The following is a 15,299-nucleotide window of genomic DNA, read 5'->3' as shown; positions in this document are numbered from 1 at the left end:
CTTGAATATCAATGAGATCAAGGAATTAGTCAGTCAATTCGATCAATCTACTTTAACTGAATTTGATTTAAGAGAAGGTCAATTTGAATTATATATGAATAAAAATGAATCTAGTCGTGGAATGGGAACAATGGCTCCAATGCCAGTAGCTACAGAAGCGCCTAGAGATACGGTAGTACCTCAAACACCAATCCAACAAACGCCAGTTAGTGAAGCACCTCAAGCATCTGTCGAAGCATCACAAGAAAGTTTCGAAGGTGTCGAGGTAAAATCACCGATTGTTGGAATCGTCTACTTACAACCTGCCCCTGATAAACCACAATTTAAGTCAGTGGGAGATAGTGTCAAAAAAGGTGAAGTGATTTGTATCATTGAAGCAATGAAATTGATGAATGAAATCACAAGCGAAGTCGATGGGAAAATCGTTGAGATTCTTGTTGAAAATGAAGCGGTTGTTGAATACGATCAACCACTATTTAGAATTCAACCAAATTAAGCAAAAGAGGAAAGAGGAGCAATATGAACATTCAAGAAATTAAAGAAATCATACCACATCGTTATCCGCTATTGCTGATTGATCGTGTCGAAGAAATGGTGGAAGGCGAACGAATCATTGCAAAGAAAAATGTGACGATCAACGAACCATTTTTCCAAGGTCACTTTCCAGAAGAACCTGTGATGCCAGGTGTTTTGATCGTTGAAGCGATGGCACAAGCAGGAGCAGTTGCGTTATTATCCTTGGAACAATTTAAAGGAAAGACTGCTTATTTTGGTGGTTTAGACAAAGCAAAATTCCGTCGAAAAGTCACTCCAGGGGATACACTGTATCTTGAAGTAGAAATTACGAAAATCAAATCTTCTGCTGGTATTGGTAAAGGAATTGCAAAAGTGGATGGCAAAAAAGTTGCTGAAGCTGAATTAACTTTTATGATTGGATAGGTGAGTTATGTTTTCAAAAGTTTTGATAGCTAATCGTGGCGAAATCGCCGTACGAATTATTCGCGCTTGTCGTGAGCTTGGTATTCAGACTGTTGCTGTTTACTCACAAGCAGATGCTGACGCATTGCATACTCAATTGGCAGATGAAGCAATTTGTATTGGTCCTGCAAAAGCGACGGACTCCTATTTGAATGTCCAAGCAGTTTTGAGTGCAGCCATCGTGACCAAAGCAGAAGCGATTCACCCAGGTTTTGGGTTCTTATCTGAAAATAGCCGTTTTGCTTCTATGTGTGAAGAATGTAATATTGCTTTTATTGGTCCAAAGAGTCGAACGATCGATGCGATGGGGAATAAAATCAATGCACGTCGCTTGATGCAAGAAGCCAATGTACCTGTTATTCCAGGAAGTGATGGCGTATTATCAACAGTTGAAGAAGCACTAACAGTAGCGGATAAGATTGGTTATCCGGTCATGCTTAAAGCTGCCGCTGGCGGTGGCGGAAAAGGGATTCGTAAAGTTTTATCAAAAGAAGAATTACCGCAACATTTTTCTTCTGCGCAGCAAGAAGCAGCAGCGGCTTTTGGAAATGATGAAATGTATTTAGAAAAAATCATTTATCCAGCAAGACATATTGAAGTACAGATCCTTGGTGATCATTATGGGCATGTCCTTCATTTAGGCGAACGAGATTGTTCTCTTCAACGAAATAATCAAAAAGTATTAGAAGAATCCCCTTCAGTGGTCATCTCTCAGAATAAAAGAGAAGAATTAGGAGCTGCGGCAGTTCGTGCAGCCAAAGCGGTTAATTATGAAAATGCTGGAACGATTGAATTTTTAATGGATGAAGCGGGAGAATTTTATTTCATGGAAATGAATACGCGGATCCAAGTCGAACATCCGGTAACTGAGATGGTTACAAACATTGACTTGGTAAAAAACAAATTGAAATTGCTGCGGGGCAACCGTTGGAAATCAAACAAGAAGATGTGCGATTCTCTGGTCACGCCATTGAGTGTCGGATCAATGCAGAAAATCCAGCTTTTCATTTTGCACCATCACCTGGAACAATCAAAAACCTTTTGTTGCCAGCAGGAGGCATGGGCGTTCGAGTTGATAGTGCCGTTTATTCTGGCTATACGATTCCACCTTATTATGATTCAATGATCGCTAAGGTGATCGTTCATGCAGACACTCGCTTTGAGGCATTGATGAAAATGCAACGAGCGTTAAGCGAAGTGGTTACCGATGGAGTGATCACGAACGCGGAGTTCCAAATGGATTTAATCAGTCATCCAGCAGTCATCGCAGGGGACTATAGTACCGCCTTTTTACAAGAAGATTTTTTACCGAACTGGACACCTGAAACAGAGATAGGAGAAGAGTAGATGGCTTTATTCAAAAAGAAAAATACATTCGAATTAATCCTAATCGAGCAGAACAACCAACGAATGCGCCGTCTATTCCAGATAATATGTGGGCTAAATGCCCTAATTGTAAACACATCATTTATACAAAAGATATTGGTGATGAGAAGGTTTGCCCTCATTGTAGTTATAACTTTCGTATTGGTGCTTGGCAACGATTAGCATTGATCATCGATGAAAAAAGTTTAGAAGAATGGGACACGGACTTAGTAACGAAAGATCCCTTGAACTTCCCTGATTATCAAGAAAAGATCCAAACTATGCAAGCAAAAACAGGATTGCATGAAGCGGTATTGACAGGAAAAGCAACGATTCACGGTCTGCCATTTGCGATTGGTGTCATGGATTCTAATTTCATCATGGGCAGTATGGGAACCGTTGTAGGGGAGAAAATCACCCGTTTGTTTGAACGGGCTGAAAAAGCTGGCTTACCCGTTGTCTTGTTCACTGCTTCTGGAGGAGCCAGAATGCAAGAAGGTATTTTTTCTTTGATGCAGATGGCAAAAATCTCAGCAGCTGTCAAACGTCATAGCAATGCCGGTTTGTTTTATCTAACAGTATTGACCGATCCAACTACAGGCGGCGTAACAGCGAGTTTTGCAATGGAAGGCGACGTGATCCTGGCTGAACCCCAAAGCTTGATTGGTTTTGCCGGTAGACGAGTGATCGAACAAACGATCAAACAAGAATTACCGGAAGATTTCCAAAAAGCAGAATTTCTACTTACCCATGGATTTGTTGATCAAATCGTTCCTAGAAAAGAACTAAAAGAAACGATCCATCATTTGTTGGAAATGCATACGCAGAAAGGTTGGATAAATCATGGATAAAACAGCACATGAGATCGTTCAACTGGCGCGTGAAAAGGATCGTTGGACGAGTCTTGATTTTTTTGAAGATATCTTTGAGGGGTTTCAAGAATTTCATGGCGATCGTTTATTTGGAGACGACGAAGCAGTCGTTGGTGGGGTTGCCAAATTAGATGGAAAACCTGTCACAGTTATTGGGATCCAAAAAGGACGAGACCTTCAAGAAAATATTCGTAGAAATTTTGGTTCGCCTCATCCAGAAGGCTATCGTAAAGCACTTCGTCTGATGAAACAGGCAGAAAAATTCCATCGTCCTATTATCACACTGATTAATACTGCTGGTGCCTATTGTGGTGTTGGTGCAGAAGAACGTGGTGAAGGAGAAGCGATTGCCAGAAACCTATTAGAGATGTCTGATCTAAAAGTACCGATCATTGCAATCATCATCGGTGAAGGTGGAAGCGGAGGAGCATTGGCTCTTGGCTTAGCTGATGAAGTTTGGATGCTTGAACAGACGATTTATGCTGTCTTATCTCCTGAAGGTTTTGCGTCGATTTTGTGGAAAGATGGTAGTCGAGCAGCTGAAGCGGCTGAATTAATGAAAGTTGCGGCAGCTGAATTATTAGAATTAGATGTCATCGATCGTGTGATACCGGAAACAGTAAATGGGCAAGCTTTAAGTAAAGAAAAAGTCAGTCGAATGTTACAAAAATCATTGATTGAAAAATTGACCGAACTATGTCAAACTTCCACTGAAGAGTTGCTTGAACGACGTTATCAAAGATTCCGTAAATTTTAAACAGTTATAAAGAATAAGACAAACAGTTATGCACCAAATTGAATGAATAAAGCAATCGACCTACCCACCGTTTCCTGTTAGATGACAGGAACAGCTTTGGAGGTCGATTGCTTTTTGAATTTTTCGGCTCTTTGTCAATAAGGACTGATGAATGGTGTAAAATCAAATCTGGGTCAGAATGAATCTCATTCTGTCTCAGATTTTTTTGTTATTTCACGTTGATAGTTTTTTTATTACCCTTTCTGCTTTTTTAAAAAACATTGAATACAAGGATTGGAGATTATCCTCTATCATTCATCAGAGATTTTATAAATGGGAATGCGATAATCGCTCTGTTGAATATAATCATGTGTCTACCATTTGGTTGGCATGAATATGGGCTCTATAATTTTTCAAGGAGACTGGGACAGAACTTGTCTCAGTCTCATCTAGTATCTCTAAAAAACAAATAAACATGAGACAAAAGCAGCGTCTTCGGAAAATCTGCTGAAATTTACGAAAAATTTGAGAAGCACCAAGTAGGTAACAATCAACAGCAAAAAACTAGTTTTTGTGTTTCTTGTCAATTTTTGGGAATCTCTTCTTATTTCTTGATGCTAACTACTTTTGTCTCCACTTCCTTTTTTGATATATTTAAATCTTTCTCCTGTCTAAAAGGTTGCAGGTTATTCTGCCACTTATGAACCTTTACATAAATAGTAACATGTAGATGAAAAATTTTTTCAGATGATAAGTAGTAGAGAAAGCTTGATTGATTTCCTCAATCAATGAAAAAAATACATACAACAAAACAGTTATGGTAAACGATCAAGATTCAAGAATATTAATTAGTTATATTGAGCGTTTACTCTTGATTAGAACAAGTAAAATAAAAGCTACAGGGGAGATGATCCATACGATTTTGTCAGCTTCGGTAACAAAATGGACATTGGAAAGAGATATCAATTGAAAACAGAGAAAACACCTAAAGCTGATGAAGTGGTATTGACGAGAAAGTAATGATCAAAAATAAGAGAAAAAAAGGAGTAAATATGAGTAAGAAAAAATTAACAGCAAAACGTAAAAAACAGCTATTAACGATGTTTGCGGTGGCTGGTGTGATGGGAAATGCTGGGATCGCACCAACGATGGCATTAGCGGATACTTTGTCACCAACAGCTGAAACTGCTACTGAACAAACACAGGCGAATGAAGCAAAAGAAGTCATCGATCAAACGATACAAAACGTCACAGAGCCGTTAGTAAACCCAACGGATTCAACCACTACAACTAGTGATTCATTAGCAACAACTGATGAAGCAACGGATGAAACAACTGAGAACACCCAGGAACAAGCAAAAGAACAAGAACAAGCAACAGCAGCGACTGCCGAAAGTGAAGGGGATGCAACTAATCCAACAGCTGAAGCGCCAAAAGTAGCGCAAAAAGCGAACGTGGCAGCTACCTCCGAGATAACAGGTACGTGGGTTACCAGTCCGTATACTTTTGATGAAAATACAGGGGTATTGACGATCGAAGCAGGTGAATTAAGTGGCTATGAAGAATCACCTTGGAACAGCGACAAAGTAGATAGTGAAGCCATCAAGAAAATTGTCTTGGCTGGAAAAGTAGTTGCTCCGGAAGATTCTGCCTACTTATTTAGTAGTGATCTTACCGGATCCAAGTATCTTAATAATTTAACTGAAATTGAAGGGTTAAATCAATTGGATACTAGTAACGTAACAAACATGTGCGAGATGTTTAAAGAGATGAGTAACTTAACAAGTTTAGATGTAAGTAGCTTTGACACCAGCAAAGTAACAGATATGTCTTATATGTTTTATAGGAACGGCGTAACAAGTTTAGATGTAAGTGGCTTTGATACCAGTAAAGTCACAGTTATGAGTTATATGTTTCTGGGTATGAAAAACATAACAAATTTGGATGTAAATGGTTGGAATACTAGTAACGTGACAAGTATGTATGGTATGTTTTCCGGTATGAGTAGCGTAACAAGTCTAGATGTAAGTGGTTTTGATACTTGTAACGTAACAACTATGCGCGAGATGTTTAGAGAGATGGGGAACTTAACAAGCCTAGATCTAAGTGGCTTTGATACTAGTAATGTAACAGATATGAGTACAATGTTTTACGATATGGATAACTTAACAAGTCTAGATGTAAGTAGCTTTGACACTAGCAAAGTAACAACGATGGGAAGTATGTTTAAGAATACACCTCTTGCTAAATTAACACTAGGCGATCACTTTAAGGCGGTTGGAGACACTGGTTTATCAGCACCGAAAGCATTGAACGATGGAGATCAGCTGACAGGAAATTGGATTCGTGAAGATGGTCAGTCCAAAGGCTATTCACCTGCTGACTTTATGACAAATTACGGAACTGGGGATTTAACGGCAGGAACTTATGTGGCAGAACTAGTGAAAAGTGAGTTGAAACCACAAGAATATCATGTAGGAGATGTCAATATTACTGGAACCTACACAGGGGATATGTCTCTCGGCCGATTAACCGTTAATGGCAAAGTGGTTAGCTGGGGCGGTAGCTTCAAAGATGGTCAATTCAGCTATTATGTCGGTGTTGGCAAATTAAAAGTCGGCGACAAAGTCGTATTAGATGGCTACAACAAAGAGAAGGAATTGATAGATTCCAAAGAGATTGAAGTGATTTCCGAATCTTCAGGATCAATTGATCAGGTGGACACTTATAAGCTAGGTGATTCAACCATTACTGGATCTTATACGGGGGATATCCATAAAGGAAAACTAGTAGTGAATGGGGAAGTAATCAGCTGGGGCGGAACCTATAAAGATGGCAAGTTTAGCTATTATGTGAACTCTCAAATCATCAAAGCAGGGGATCAAGCAACGATTCAAGGCTATGATAAATTCGATACACCACTAGGGGACCCACAACCAGTGACTATAGGAGAACAACTGGGTCAATTAACAGAAGCCCATCGTGTGGGAATCAGTACAGTGATCGAAGGAAGCTACACAGGCGATGTTTACCAAGGAATCTTGTTGGTCAATGGCGAAAAAGTTAGTCAAGGCGGCAGCTTCAAAGATGGCAAGTTCAGTTATTATGTAGGAAACCTTAAAGTGTCAGAAGACGATCAGGTAGTCTTGATGGGTGCCAACAATCGAGGACAACAAATTCCAGGATCAGAGATTGATGTCACTATTCAAACACCAACAGCTGAAATCAACGAATTGACTTATAAAATCGGCACACAAACGATCAAAGGAGCCTATGGTTCTGATACCCAAGTTCACCAAGGGCACTTGTTTGTCAATGGTAAACTGATCAGTAAAGGTGGGAGCTTTAAGGATGGGGCAATCAGTTATTATGTGAAGCCAGACCTAATCAAAGCTGATGATCAAGTAACAATGAATTTCTATGATGGAAGTGGCAACTTATTGGCTGAAAACCAAACAGTTTCTGTTAATTAAGGAAAAAACAAATTAATGTAAGTCTAAAAACTGGGGCATTGATTAGAAAAAATCTGATCAATGTCTCAGTTTTCTTGATTTAAGATACGCTCAAAATTCAAACAGGTTGAGCTAAATGAGGAATACCGGAATGTGTACAGAGGTTTATATTTAGTAAAATAAGATCTGTTTAGAGACCATACGATGATTCTAAGATTATTTAGAATTAATCAGTTGCATAATTAGTTGGTCAAACAAGCTGATTGAGAATTACTTAGAATAGGAAACTTAGTTGAGCACAGAAGGGGTTGAAACAAACATGTTTAGTATCAAGTAATTCCGACTAATTTTCCGAAGATGCTACTTTTGTCTCCGTTTCTTTTCTTTGGATAAGTGCAAGGTTCTACTAGCATTCCTATAGTGTGAATGAATTTTGCGCAAACAATCCAACTGCAGACTAGAATACACTCAGAGTGAACGGCGGTTATAACGGACTAGATTCCCGCTGTTTTTGTTATCAAGATAAGGATTCTAATGTGAGTGTAGATAGGATCTAGAAGACAATAATCTAACTGATTTTAATCCTATTATCAGTAGAACAATGAAAAATACTAGTAATCAGACATGGAATTTGATTCCCAGATCTAATTGAACTCTGATAAATATTATTTGCACATAAAGAGTGTTTCGCATCAAGAAGTAGAATTTCCAAAATTTCCTTCTTGAATGTTTGATGACTTTTATCTTCTTGCGGGAGATTAACTAACCTTATCTGTGGTTACACCTGTAAAAGAGCTAAGATGACTTTTTCGTTCTTAGCTCTTTTTCATTTTATTGAAAACTATTCTAAAATAATTATTCTTTTATTTGTTTTATATACAATATATTCACCTTAAAATACATTTTTTTAAATAAATATACAAAAAATGCTTTTTTTTGAAAGTTTCATGCTATAATTACTTCACTTAATACAAAAGTTTTAACGTAGGAGGAAAATGACATGAAAAAATTCTTTGGGATGTTAACGGTACTGTTTGCACTAGCGACTTTAGGTGCATGTGGCAGCAGCAATACGACTGCTCAAGGTCAGGAAAAGGATCAGTTAGCAGCGATTAAAAAAAGCGGGGTACTAAAAGTAGCTACGTCGGCTGATTACGCGCCGTTTGAGTTTCATACGATGGTTGACGGGAAAGATAAAATCGTAGGATCTGATATTGACTTAGCTAAAGCAATCGCGAAAGAACTAGGAGTAAAAGCTGAAGTATCAGATATGAATTTCAATACCGTTTTAGCTTCCTTAAAAGAAGGTAAAGCAGATCTTGCTATTTCAGCGATTTCTGCCACAGATGAAAGAAAACAACAATTTGATTTCACAGACAATTATTACAACCCACCACAAGTGGTAATCATCAACAAAAAAAATAAAGAAATCTATCGCAATGCGAATGACCTAAAAGATAAAAATGTGGGTGCTCAAAAGGGATCCATTCAAGAGGAATTAGTTAAGACGCAACTGAAAGGTGCGAAGCTTGTGACAATCGACAAAGTTCCCAACATGATCGTTGAAGTTAACCAAGGCTCATTAGCTGCGACAGTCGTTGAAAAAACGATCGCCGAATCATATATCGCCCAAAATCCTGATCTGATGATCGCTGATATTTCACTTGAGCCAGCTCCTGATGAAGCCTTTGCTATTGCGTTACCTAAAGAAAGCAGTCAACTACAAAAAGAATTAAACCAAATCATCAAAAAGTTGAATGATGAAGGAAAAATTGAAGAATTTATTCAACAAAATAACGAATTAGCTGAAAAAACAGCGACAGAATAGAGGTCAGGCAGAGTGGATTTTTCTTTTTTAGATAAATATTTCCCTTATTTTTTATCAGGTACAGGAATAACAATCATGATTTCGGTCGTCACAGTGATCTTGGGAACGGGTATCGGTTTACTTATGGCGTTACTAAAATTGTCCAAAAAGAAACCGTTGAATGTTTTAGCTAATGTCTATATCGAAGTGTTACGAGGAACACCGATGCTTCTACAAATCATGATCGGCTTTTTATTGCTTCAAGGATTTTTTCCTTCAAAAGATCTAGAAGTAGGTGTTTTAACTGTTGATCTTGGCCGCCTGCTTCCAGGAATGATCGTGTTATCTTTAAATTCCGGTGCCTATGTGGCAGAGATCATCCGTGGGGGGATCCTGGCAGTGAACAACGGTCAAACAGAAGCCTCCTATTCATTAGGGTTGCGTCCAGCACAAACGATGCGTTACGTGATTTTACCACAAGCATTAAGAAATATTTTGCCTCCTTTAGGCAATGAATTTATTACGTTGATTAAAGATTCTTCCCTGTTGACTGCGATCGGAATCAATGAACTGATGGGAGCGGCGCAAATCGTCATATCCAATTCGTATGTTCCATTAGAGCCTTATTTTATAGCAGCAGCCGTTTATTTCAGCATGACGTTTGCTACTTCTCGGTTACTAAATCGCTGGGAGAAAAGATTAGGTAAAGGATACCAAGGATGAAGGGTGAAAATAGATGGCCAAATCATTGATCAAAATTACACATTTAAATAAAAAATTCGGTGAACAGGAAGTACTGAAAGACGTTTCCGCTGAAATTTATCCAGGAGAAGTCGTGGTACTTTTAGGGCCATCAGGCTCGGGAAAAAGCACTTTACTAAGATGCATCAACTTATTAGAGATACCAACTTCTGGTGAAATCAAGTTTGAAGGAATGACAATTACCGACAAGCAAAATGATATTTTTAAAACAAGAGAAAAAATGGGAATGGTTTTCCAACAGTTTAATCTATTCCCTAATATGACGGTTTTAGAAAACATCACTTTGTCACCAATCAAAGTCAAAAAGCAATCAAAAGAAGAAGCAACAAAGATTGCTAGAGATCTGCTAAAGAAAGTAGGTCTGCTAGAAAAAGCCGATACTTATCCTCAGTCTTTATCTGGGGGACAACAACAACGGGTCGCCATTGCGAGAGCTTTAGCCATGCAACCCGACGTCATGCTATTTGATGAGCCGACTTCAGCTCTTGATCCGGAGATGGTCGGAGAAGTGTTAGAAATCATGTTGCAATTAGCTCGTGAAGGGATGACTATGATCATTGTGACTCACGAAATAGGCTTTGCAAAAGAAGTCAGTGATCGAGTTCTATTTATGGATGGAGGAACCATTCTTGAAGAAGGTACACCGACGGCTATTTTTGAACAAACCAGTCATCCACGAACAGTCGCATTTTTATCCAAAATATTATAAAAGTCAGTAACATCCAAAGAATAAAAAATCGAATGAAAACTCTCGAAACAGTTTCTCGTGTTTGGAGAGTTTTTATTTTATCAGTGTAGTCAAACGGATGATTTCTTCTCTTTTAAAAGTGTTTGGTAACTTCGGTCTGTTCATCATTTCAGGTTAATAGTTGTTTATTCAGAAGGATTCAGGTGTAGAGGTAGTTTTTTTGGAAAGAATGAAGTATAATATAGGGCTGAGGAGTACATTTCGTGCTCCTTCATTTTTTGCAGATGAGGAGACAAAATGTTTTCAAAATATAAACCAACATGGATGGTCGATGCCATCTACAAGATAACCCCTGCACAATTAAAAAACTTAGGGATTAAAGCAGTTTTGACTGACTTGGACAATACGTTGATCGCTTGGAACAATCCTGATGGGACAGAGGAATTACTCGACTGGATCTTAGAAATGAGAAATGCTGGTATTCCAGTAGTGGTTGTTTCAAACAATAGCTCTGAACGAGTAGCACGAGCGATCGATAAATTTGAATTGACGTATGTTGCTCGGGCATTAAAACCTTTAGCCGTAGGAATGAATCGAGCAAAAAAAATGTTGAATCTTTCAGATGATGAAATTGTGATGATCGGTGACCAAATCATGACAGATATCCGAGCAGCTAATCGTTCGGGTATCAGAAGTATCTTGGTTAAACCAATTATTGAAACGGATAGTTGGAAAACACGATTCAATCGTTTTTGGGAACGCAAAATCATGGCCTATTTATTAGCACACAATCCTGATATGGGCTGGCGAGGTGGAATTGAATGAACGAAGAACTACAGTGTATTGGGTGTGGAGCAACGATCCAAACCGACCATCCTAATGAATTAGGGTATACACCAAAAGCAGCATTAGAAAAAGGACTAGAATCAGGTGAGGTCTATTGCCAACGTTGTTTCCGGTTAAGACATTATAATGAGATCCAAGATGTTTCACTGACAGATGATGATTTTTTGCGCCTGCTGAATGAACTAGGACAAGAAGATGCCTTGATCGTCAATGTTGTCGATATCTTTGATTTTAATGGTTCTTTGATCCCTGGACTACATCGCTTTGTAGGTAATAACCCGGTGCTCTTGGTCGGAAACAAAGTGGATATTTTACCTAAATCACTGAAGAAACCAAAAATGATCCAATGGATGAAAGAGCGTGCACATGAAGCTGGATTGCGTCCGGTTGAAGTATTATTGACAAGCGCAAAAAAAGCGAATGAAATGGAAAATCTACTCAAAAAAATCGAAGAGTATCGTGAAGGTCGTGACGTCTATATCGTTGGTGTGACAAATGTCGGTAAATCGACATTGATCAATCAAATCATCAAGAACACAGCAGGTGTCAAAGATGTGATTACGACTTCTCAATTTCCAGGGACAACTTTAGATAAGATCGAGATTCCTTTAGATGATGGGCACTTCTTGATTGATACTCCTGGGATTATCCATCGACATCAAATGGCGCATTATCTTGGAAAAAAAGATTTAAGGATCATTGCACCAACGAAAGAAATCAAGCCTAAAGGATACCAATTGAATGAAGGACAGACACTCTTTCTCGGCGGTTTAGCAAGGTTTGATTTTATCAGTGGGCAACGCGGTTCATTTATTGCTTATGTTTCAAATGATGTCACTATTCATCGAACGAAATTAGCAAAAGCCGATGAATTTTATGTGAAACACGTCGGTGGATTATTACAACCACCTCGTCCCGATGAAGTAAATGAATTTCCCGAATTGGTTCGTTTTGAATTTTCGGTAAAAGAAAAAACAGATATCGTATTTGCTGGCTTAGGATGGATCACAGTGACACAACCGGCAGTCGTAGCAGGTTGGGCGCCAAAAGGTGTGAATGTGATGAAACGAAAGGCCTTGATTTAAGGAAGAAGGAAGAATATGACTTTAAGAGGAAAACAAAAAGATTTTTACGAAGCCAGGCACACCACTTACAACCGATTTTTCAAATTGGTAAAGGTGGAATCAATTCTGCCATGATGGTTCAGATTGAAGAAGCGCTGGAAAAACGTGAATTAATCAAAGTAACGTTATTACAAAATACCGATGAGATTCCTGAAGAGGTAGCTGGTATTTTAGAAGAAACAGTCAGATGTCAAGTTGTTCAAATCATTGGACGAGTTCTTGTATTATACAAACCCTCTTCAAAGGAAAAATATCAACGTATCTCTAAAGAAGTAAACGCAATTTAAGGAGTGGTTAATATGAAATCGCAAGCGGAAGCTTTTGTCGAATCTCAAGTATTTCCTCAAGAGATGCCTCAAATTTTTGAAAAACGCAAACAGGTGGGGATTTTAGGTGGTACTTTTAATCCAGTTCACCTGGCACACTTAGTTATGGCAGAACAGGCAGGGAAAAATTTAGGGTTGGATGAGGTCTATCTAATGCCCTCTTATCAACCACCACATGTGGATGAAAAAACGACAATCGCTGCCAATCATCGCTTAAACATGCTTGAACTTGCGATAGCAGATAATCCTTTTTTAGCTATTGAACCGATCGAGTTATCTCGAAAAGGCAAAAGCTATACTTATGATACGATGAAAGCTCTGACACAAAACAACCCTAATACCGATTACTATTTTATTATCGGTGGCGACATGGTAGAATATCTACCAAAATGGTATAAAATCGATGAACTAGTGACAATGGTCAATTTTGTTGGTATTCGTCGAGCAGGTTACTCAACCGAAACGCCTTACCCAGTGATTTGGGTCGATGTGCCAACCATTGATATCAGCTCAACTAAAATACGGCAGAAGATCCAGCAAGGTTGTTCCGTTCGTTATCTAGTACCTGATAAGGTCATTGAGTATATCGAGAAAGAAGGGCTATATCAAGATGGACTATAGTAATAAATACACAACTTACTCAAGAGAAGAGTTGATGCAAAAAGTCCAAATGCGAATGAGTGAACGACGTTTCAAGCATGTTCTTGGGGTGGAAGAGACGGCGATTGCCCTTGCCGGCAAATACGGCTGTTCATTAGAAAAAGCTAGTATTGCTGCTTTGACACATGATTATGCGAAAGAACGGCCTGATGATGAATTTATTTTAGTTATCAAGCGAGATGGCTATGACCCAGCGCTTCTTCATTATGGAAATGCGATTTGGCATGGTTTAGTTGGCGCCTCTTTTGTTGAAAGAGAGCTTGGTATCACAGATGAAGAGATCCTTCATGCCATTCGGGTTCATACCACTGGTGCGGCTGAAATGTCTTTATTAGATAAAATCATCTATGTAGCAGATTATATTGAACCTGGTCGTTCGTTTCCTGGAGTCCAAGATGCGCGTGAAATAGCGTTGCTTGATTTAGACGAAGCGGTAGCTTTTGAGACAAAGCACACATTAGCTCACTTGATTGAACAAGAACAACAGATTTATCCAAAAACAATTGAAACATATAATCATTGGGTAGCTAAAAAATAATCTCTACCCATTAGGAGGAAATTACTATAAATAGCAAAGAACAACTACAAATTGCAGTGCAAGCTGCCGATTCAAAACGTGCAGAAGATATCGTTGCTTTAGATGTGAGAGAAGTATCTTTACTAGCAGATTACTTCATGATTTGTTCGGCAAACAGTGAACGACAACTAAATGCAATTACAGAAGAAATCATTGAAAAAGAAGAAGAAAACAATTACGAAGTAAAACGTATCGAAGGAAAAGAAGGCGGAAAATGGATCCTGATCGACTTAGGAGATCTGATCATCCATGTTTTCCATGCGCCAGAAAGAAGTTTCTATAATTTAGAAAAATTATGGTCAGATGCACCACTTGTTGACCTAAATGAATGGATCGATTAATATGGCTTACGAAACATTTGCTTTCGTTTATGATGAGGTAATGGATGAAACCTTATATCAACAATGGTTAGATTTCTCAAAACGACACTTACCAAGTGAAACATGTAATATTTTAGAATTAGCTTGCGGAACAGGTGCTCTAGCTGTTGCCTTTGCTAAAGCTGGGTACCATGTCACAGGGTTAGATCTTTCAGAAGAGATGTTGATGATTGCTAGCCAACGTGCGTTTGAAGAGGAAACACCAATCCAATTTGTTGAAGGAAACATGCTTGATCTGTCAGAAATTGGTCAATACCAAGCAATCACTTGTTTCTCAGATTCTTTGTGCTATATGAAGAATGAACAAGAAGTGCAGCAAGTATTTGACGAAGTGTATCAAGCGTTGGAAGAAAATGGACGTTTTATATTCGATGTTCATTCTATCTATCAAATCGACACGGTTTTTCCTGAATACAGTTACCATTATCAAAATGATCAGTTTGCCTTTTTATGGGATAGCTACCCAGGTAAGGAAAAGCATAGTATTGAACATTTCTTGACTTTCTTCGTGGAAGATCCCGAAGAAGCAGGTAAGTTTATTCGAGAAGACGAACTGCATCAAGAGCAAACTTATTCTTTGGATAATTATTTAAGAATGTTAGAAAATAGTGGTTTTTCTAAGGTAGAAGCATTTGGTGATTTCACCGACGAACAACCAAAGGAAGATACAAAACGTCTCTTTTTTGTGGCATATAAGGAATAGGACACGAAAAAAGTCTTTTGTTG

At 38.5% G+C, this 15,299-nt stretch carries 14 protein-coding genes and 2 pseudogenes; all 16 read left to right on the top strand.

The features are described from left to right. The first annotated feature begins 1 nt into the window (after position 1). The 16 genes and pseudogenes from accB (at position 2) to EHR_RS13120 (ending at position 15,276) form a co-directional block, all read left to right on the top strand. Positions 2-496 (top strand): acetyl-CoA carboxylase biotin carboxyl carrier protein, encoded by a 495-nt coding sequence (accB, locus tag EHR_RS13200; protein WP_010738136.1) that lies wholly within the window; start codon positions 2-4, stop codon positions 494-496. Between the two features lie 23 nt (positions 497-519). Then, positions 520-939, top strand: coding sequence for a 3-hydroxyacyl-ACP dehydratase FabZ (fabZ, locus tag EHR_RS13195; RefSeq protein ID WP_010719672.1), 420 nt, complete (start codon positions 520-522; stop codon positions 937-939). A 7-nt stretch (positions 940-946) separates the two neighbouring features. After that, a pseudogene (locus EHR_RS13190) lies at positions 947-2,325 on the top strand (acetyl-CoA carboxylase biotin carboxylase subunit). Beyond that, positions 2,326-3,194 (top strand): annotated as a pseudogene (accD, locus tag EHR_RS13185) (acetyl-CoA carboxylase, carboxyltransferase subunit beta). Further along, positions 3,187-3,972 carry an acetyl-CoA carboxylase carboxyl transferase subunit alpha gene (locus tag EHR_RS13180; protein WP_010738133.1) on the top strand — a complete coding sequence of 262 codons (786 nt, stop codon included), beginning with the start codon at positions 3,187-3,189 and terminating at the stop codon, positions 3,970-3,972. The pseudogene accD and the gene EHR_RS13180 overlap by 8 nt, the downstream one beginning before the upstream one ends. A 1,031-nt stretch (positions 3,973-5,003) precedes the next feature. Next, complete coding sequence (locus tag EHR_RS13170; RefSeq protein WP_014834756.1) at positions 5,004-7,424, top strand: immunoglobulin-like domain-containing protein; 2,421 nt, start codon at positions 5,004-5,006, stop codon at positions 7,422-7,424. A 979-nt stretch (positions 7,425-8,403) separates the two neighbouring features. Beyond that, positions 8,404-9,231, top strand: coding sequence for a transporter substrate-binding domain-containing protein (locus tag EHR_RS13165; RefSeq protein WP_010738131.1), 828 nt, complete (start codon positions 8,404-8,406; stop codon positions 9,229-9,231). Between the two features lie 12 nt (positions 9,232-9,243). After that, on the top strand, positions 9,244-9,933 hold the full coding sequence (locus EHR_RS13160; protein ID WP_010738130.1) for an amino acid ABC transporter permease: 690 nt from the start codon (positions 9,244-9,246) through the stop codon (positions 9,931-9,933). A 13-nt stretch (positions 9,934-9,946) separates the two neighbouring features. Then, positions 9,947-10,681 (top strand): amino acid ABC transporter ATP-binding protein, encoded by a 735-nt coding sequence (locus EHR_RS13155; RefSeq protein ID WP_010738129.1) that lies wholly within the window; start codon positions 9,947-9,949, stop codon positions 10,679-10,681. Between the two features lie 276 nt (positions 10,682-10,957). Beyond that, on the top strand, positions 10,958-11,485 hold the full coding sequence (locus EHR_RS13150) for a YqeG family HAD IIIA-type phosphatase (RefSeq protein WP_010719662.1): 528 nt from the start codon (positions 10,958-10,960) through the stop codon (positions 11,483-11,485). Beyond that, positions 11,482-12,591 carry a ribosome biogenesis GTPase YqeH gene (gene yqeH, locus EHR_RS13145; protein WP_010738128.1) on the top strand — a complete coding sequence of 370 codons (1,110 nt, stop codon included), beginning with the start codon at positions 11,482-11,484 and terminating at the stop codon, positions 12,589-12,591. Before EHR_RS13150 ends, yqeH begins: the two co-directional genes overlap by 4 nt. 74 nt (positions 12,592-12,665) lie before the next feature. Beyond that, a complete protein-coding gene (locus EHR_RS14585) occupies positions 12,666-12,917 on the top strand; it encodes a YhbY family RNA-binding protein (protein WP_052312488.1) in 252 nt (83 codons plus the stop codon). A 12-nt stretch (positions 12,918-12,929) separates the two neighbouring features. Continuing rightward, positions 12,930-13,577: a nicotinate-nucleotide adenylyltransferase gene (locus EHR_RS13135; protein WP_010738127.1), complete on the top strand. Its 648-nt coding sequence runs from the start codon at positions 12,930-12,932 to the stop codon at positions 13,575-13,577. Beyond that, the gene (gene yqeK / locus EHR_RS13130) at positions 13,567-14,154 is read left to right on the top strand and encodes a bis(5'-nucleosyl)-tetraphosphatase (symmetrical) YqeK (protein WP_010719658.1); all 588 of its coding nucleotides are present in this window, start codon (positions 13,567-13,569) and stop codon (positions 14,152-14,154) included. The genes EHR_RS13135 and yqeK overlap by 11 nt, the downstream gene beginning before the upstream one ends. A gap of 56 nt (positions 14,155-14,210) precedes the next feature. After that, on the top strand, positions 14,211-14,534 hold the full coding sequence (rsfS, locus tag EHR_RS13125; RefSeq protein ID WP_010719657.1) for a ribosome silencing factor: 324 nt from the start codon (positions 14,211-14,213) through the stop codon (positions 14,532-14,534). A 1-nt stretch (position 14,535) separates the two neighbouring features. Further along, complete coding sequence (locus EHR_RS13120) at positions 14,536-15,276, top strand: class I SAM-dependent DNA methyltransferase (protein WP_010719656.1); 741 nt, start codon at positions 14,536-14,538, stop codon at positions 15,274-15,276. The last annotated feature ends 23 nt before the right edge of the window (positions 15,277-15,299 follow it).

This window comes from Enterococcus hirae ATCC 9790 (genome assembly GCF_000271405.2).
GTDB lineage: Bacteria > Bacillota > Bacilli > Lactobacillales > Enterococcaceae > Enterococcus_B > Enterococcus_B hirae.
This window is presented reverse-complemented; position numbering and strand designations above follow the sequence as displayed.

What these genes read in the sequence shown, in the direction of transcription:
- EHR_RS13150 (WP_010719662.1), top strand. Translation starts at nt 10,958, where the DNA reads ATGTTTTCAAAATATAAACCAACATGGATGGTCGATGCCATCTACAAG.
- EHR_RS13135 (WP_010738127.1), top strand. Translation starts at nt 12,930, where the DNA reads ATGAAATCGCAAGCGGAAGCTTTTGTCGAATCTCAAGTATTTCCTCAA.
- EHR_RS13170 (WP_014834756.1), top strand. Translation starts at nt 5,004, where the DNA reads ATGAGTAAGAAAAAATTAACAGCAAAACGTAAAAAACAGCTATTAACG.
- EHR_RS13165 (WP_010738131.1), top strand. Translation starts at nt 8,404, where the DNA reads ATGAAAAAATTCTTTGGGATGTTAACGGTACTGTTTGCACTAGCGACT.
- fabZ (WP_010719672.1), top strand. Translation starts at nt 520, where the DNA reads ATGAACATTCAAGAAATTAAAGAAATCATACCACATCGTTATCCGCTA.
- EHR_RS13155 (WP_010738129.1), top strand. Translation starts at nt 9,947, where the DNA reads ATGGCCAAATCATTGATCAAAATTACACATTTAAATAAAAAATTCGGT.
- yqeK (WP_010719658.1), top strand. Translation starts at nt 13,567, where the DNA reads ATGGACTATAGTAATAAATACACAACTTACTCAAGAGAAGAGTTGATG.
- yqeH (WP_010738128.1), top strand. Translation starts at nt 11,482, where the DNA reads ATGAACGAAGAACTACAGTGTATTGGGTGTGGAGCAACGATCCAAACC.
- EHR_RS13180 (WP_010738133.1), top strand. Translation starts at nt 3,187, where the DNA reads ATGGATAAAACAGCACATGAGATCGTTCAACTGGCGCGTGAAAAGGAT.
- EHR_RS13120 (WP_010719656.1), top strand. Translation starts at nt 14,536, where the DNA reads ATGGCTTACGAAACATTTGCTTTCGTTTATGATGAGGTAATGGATGAA.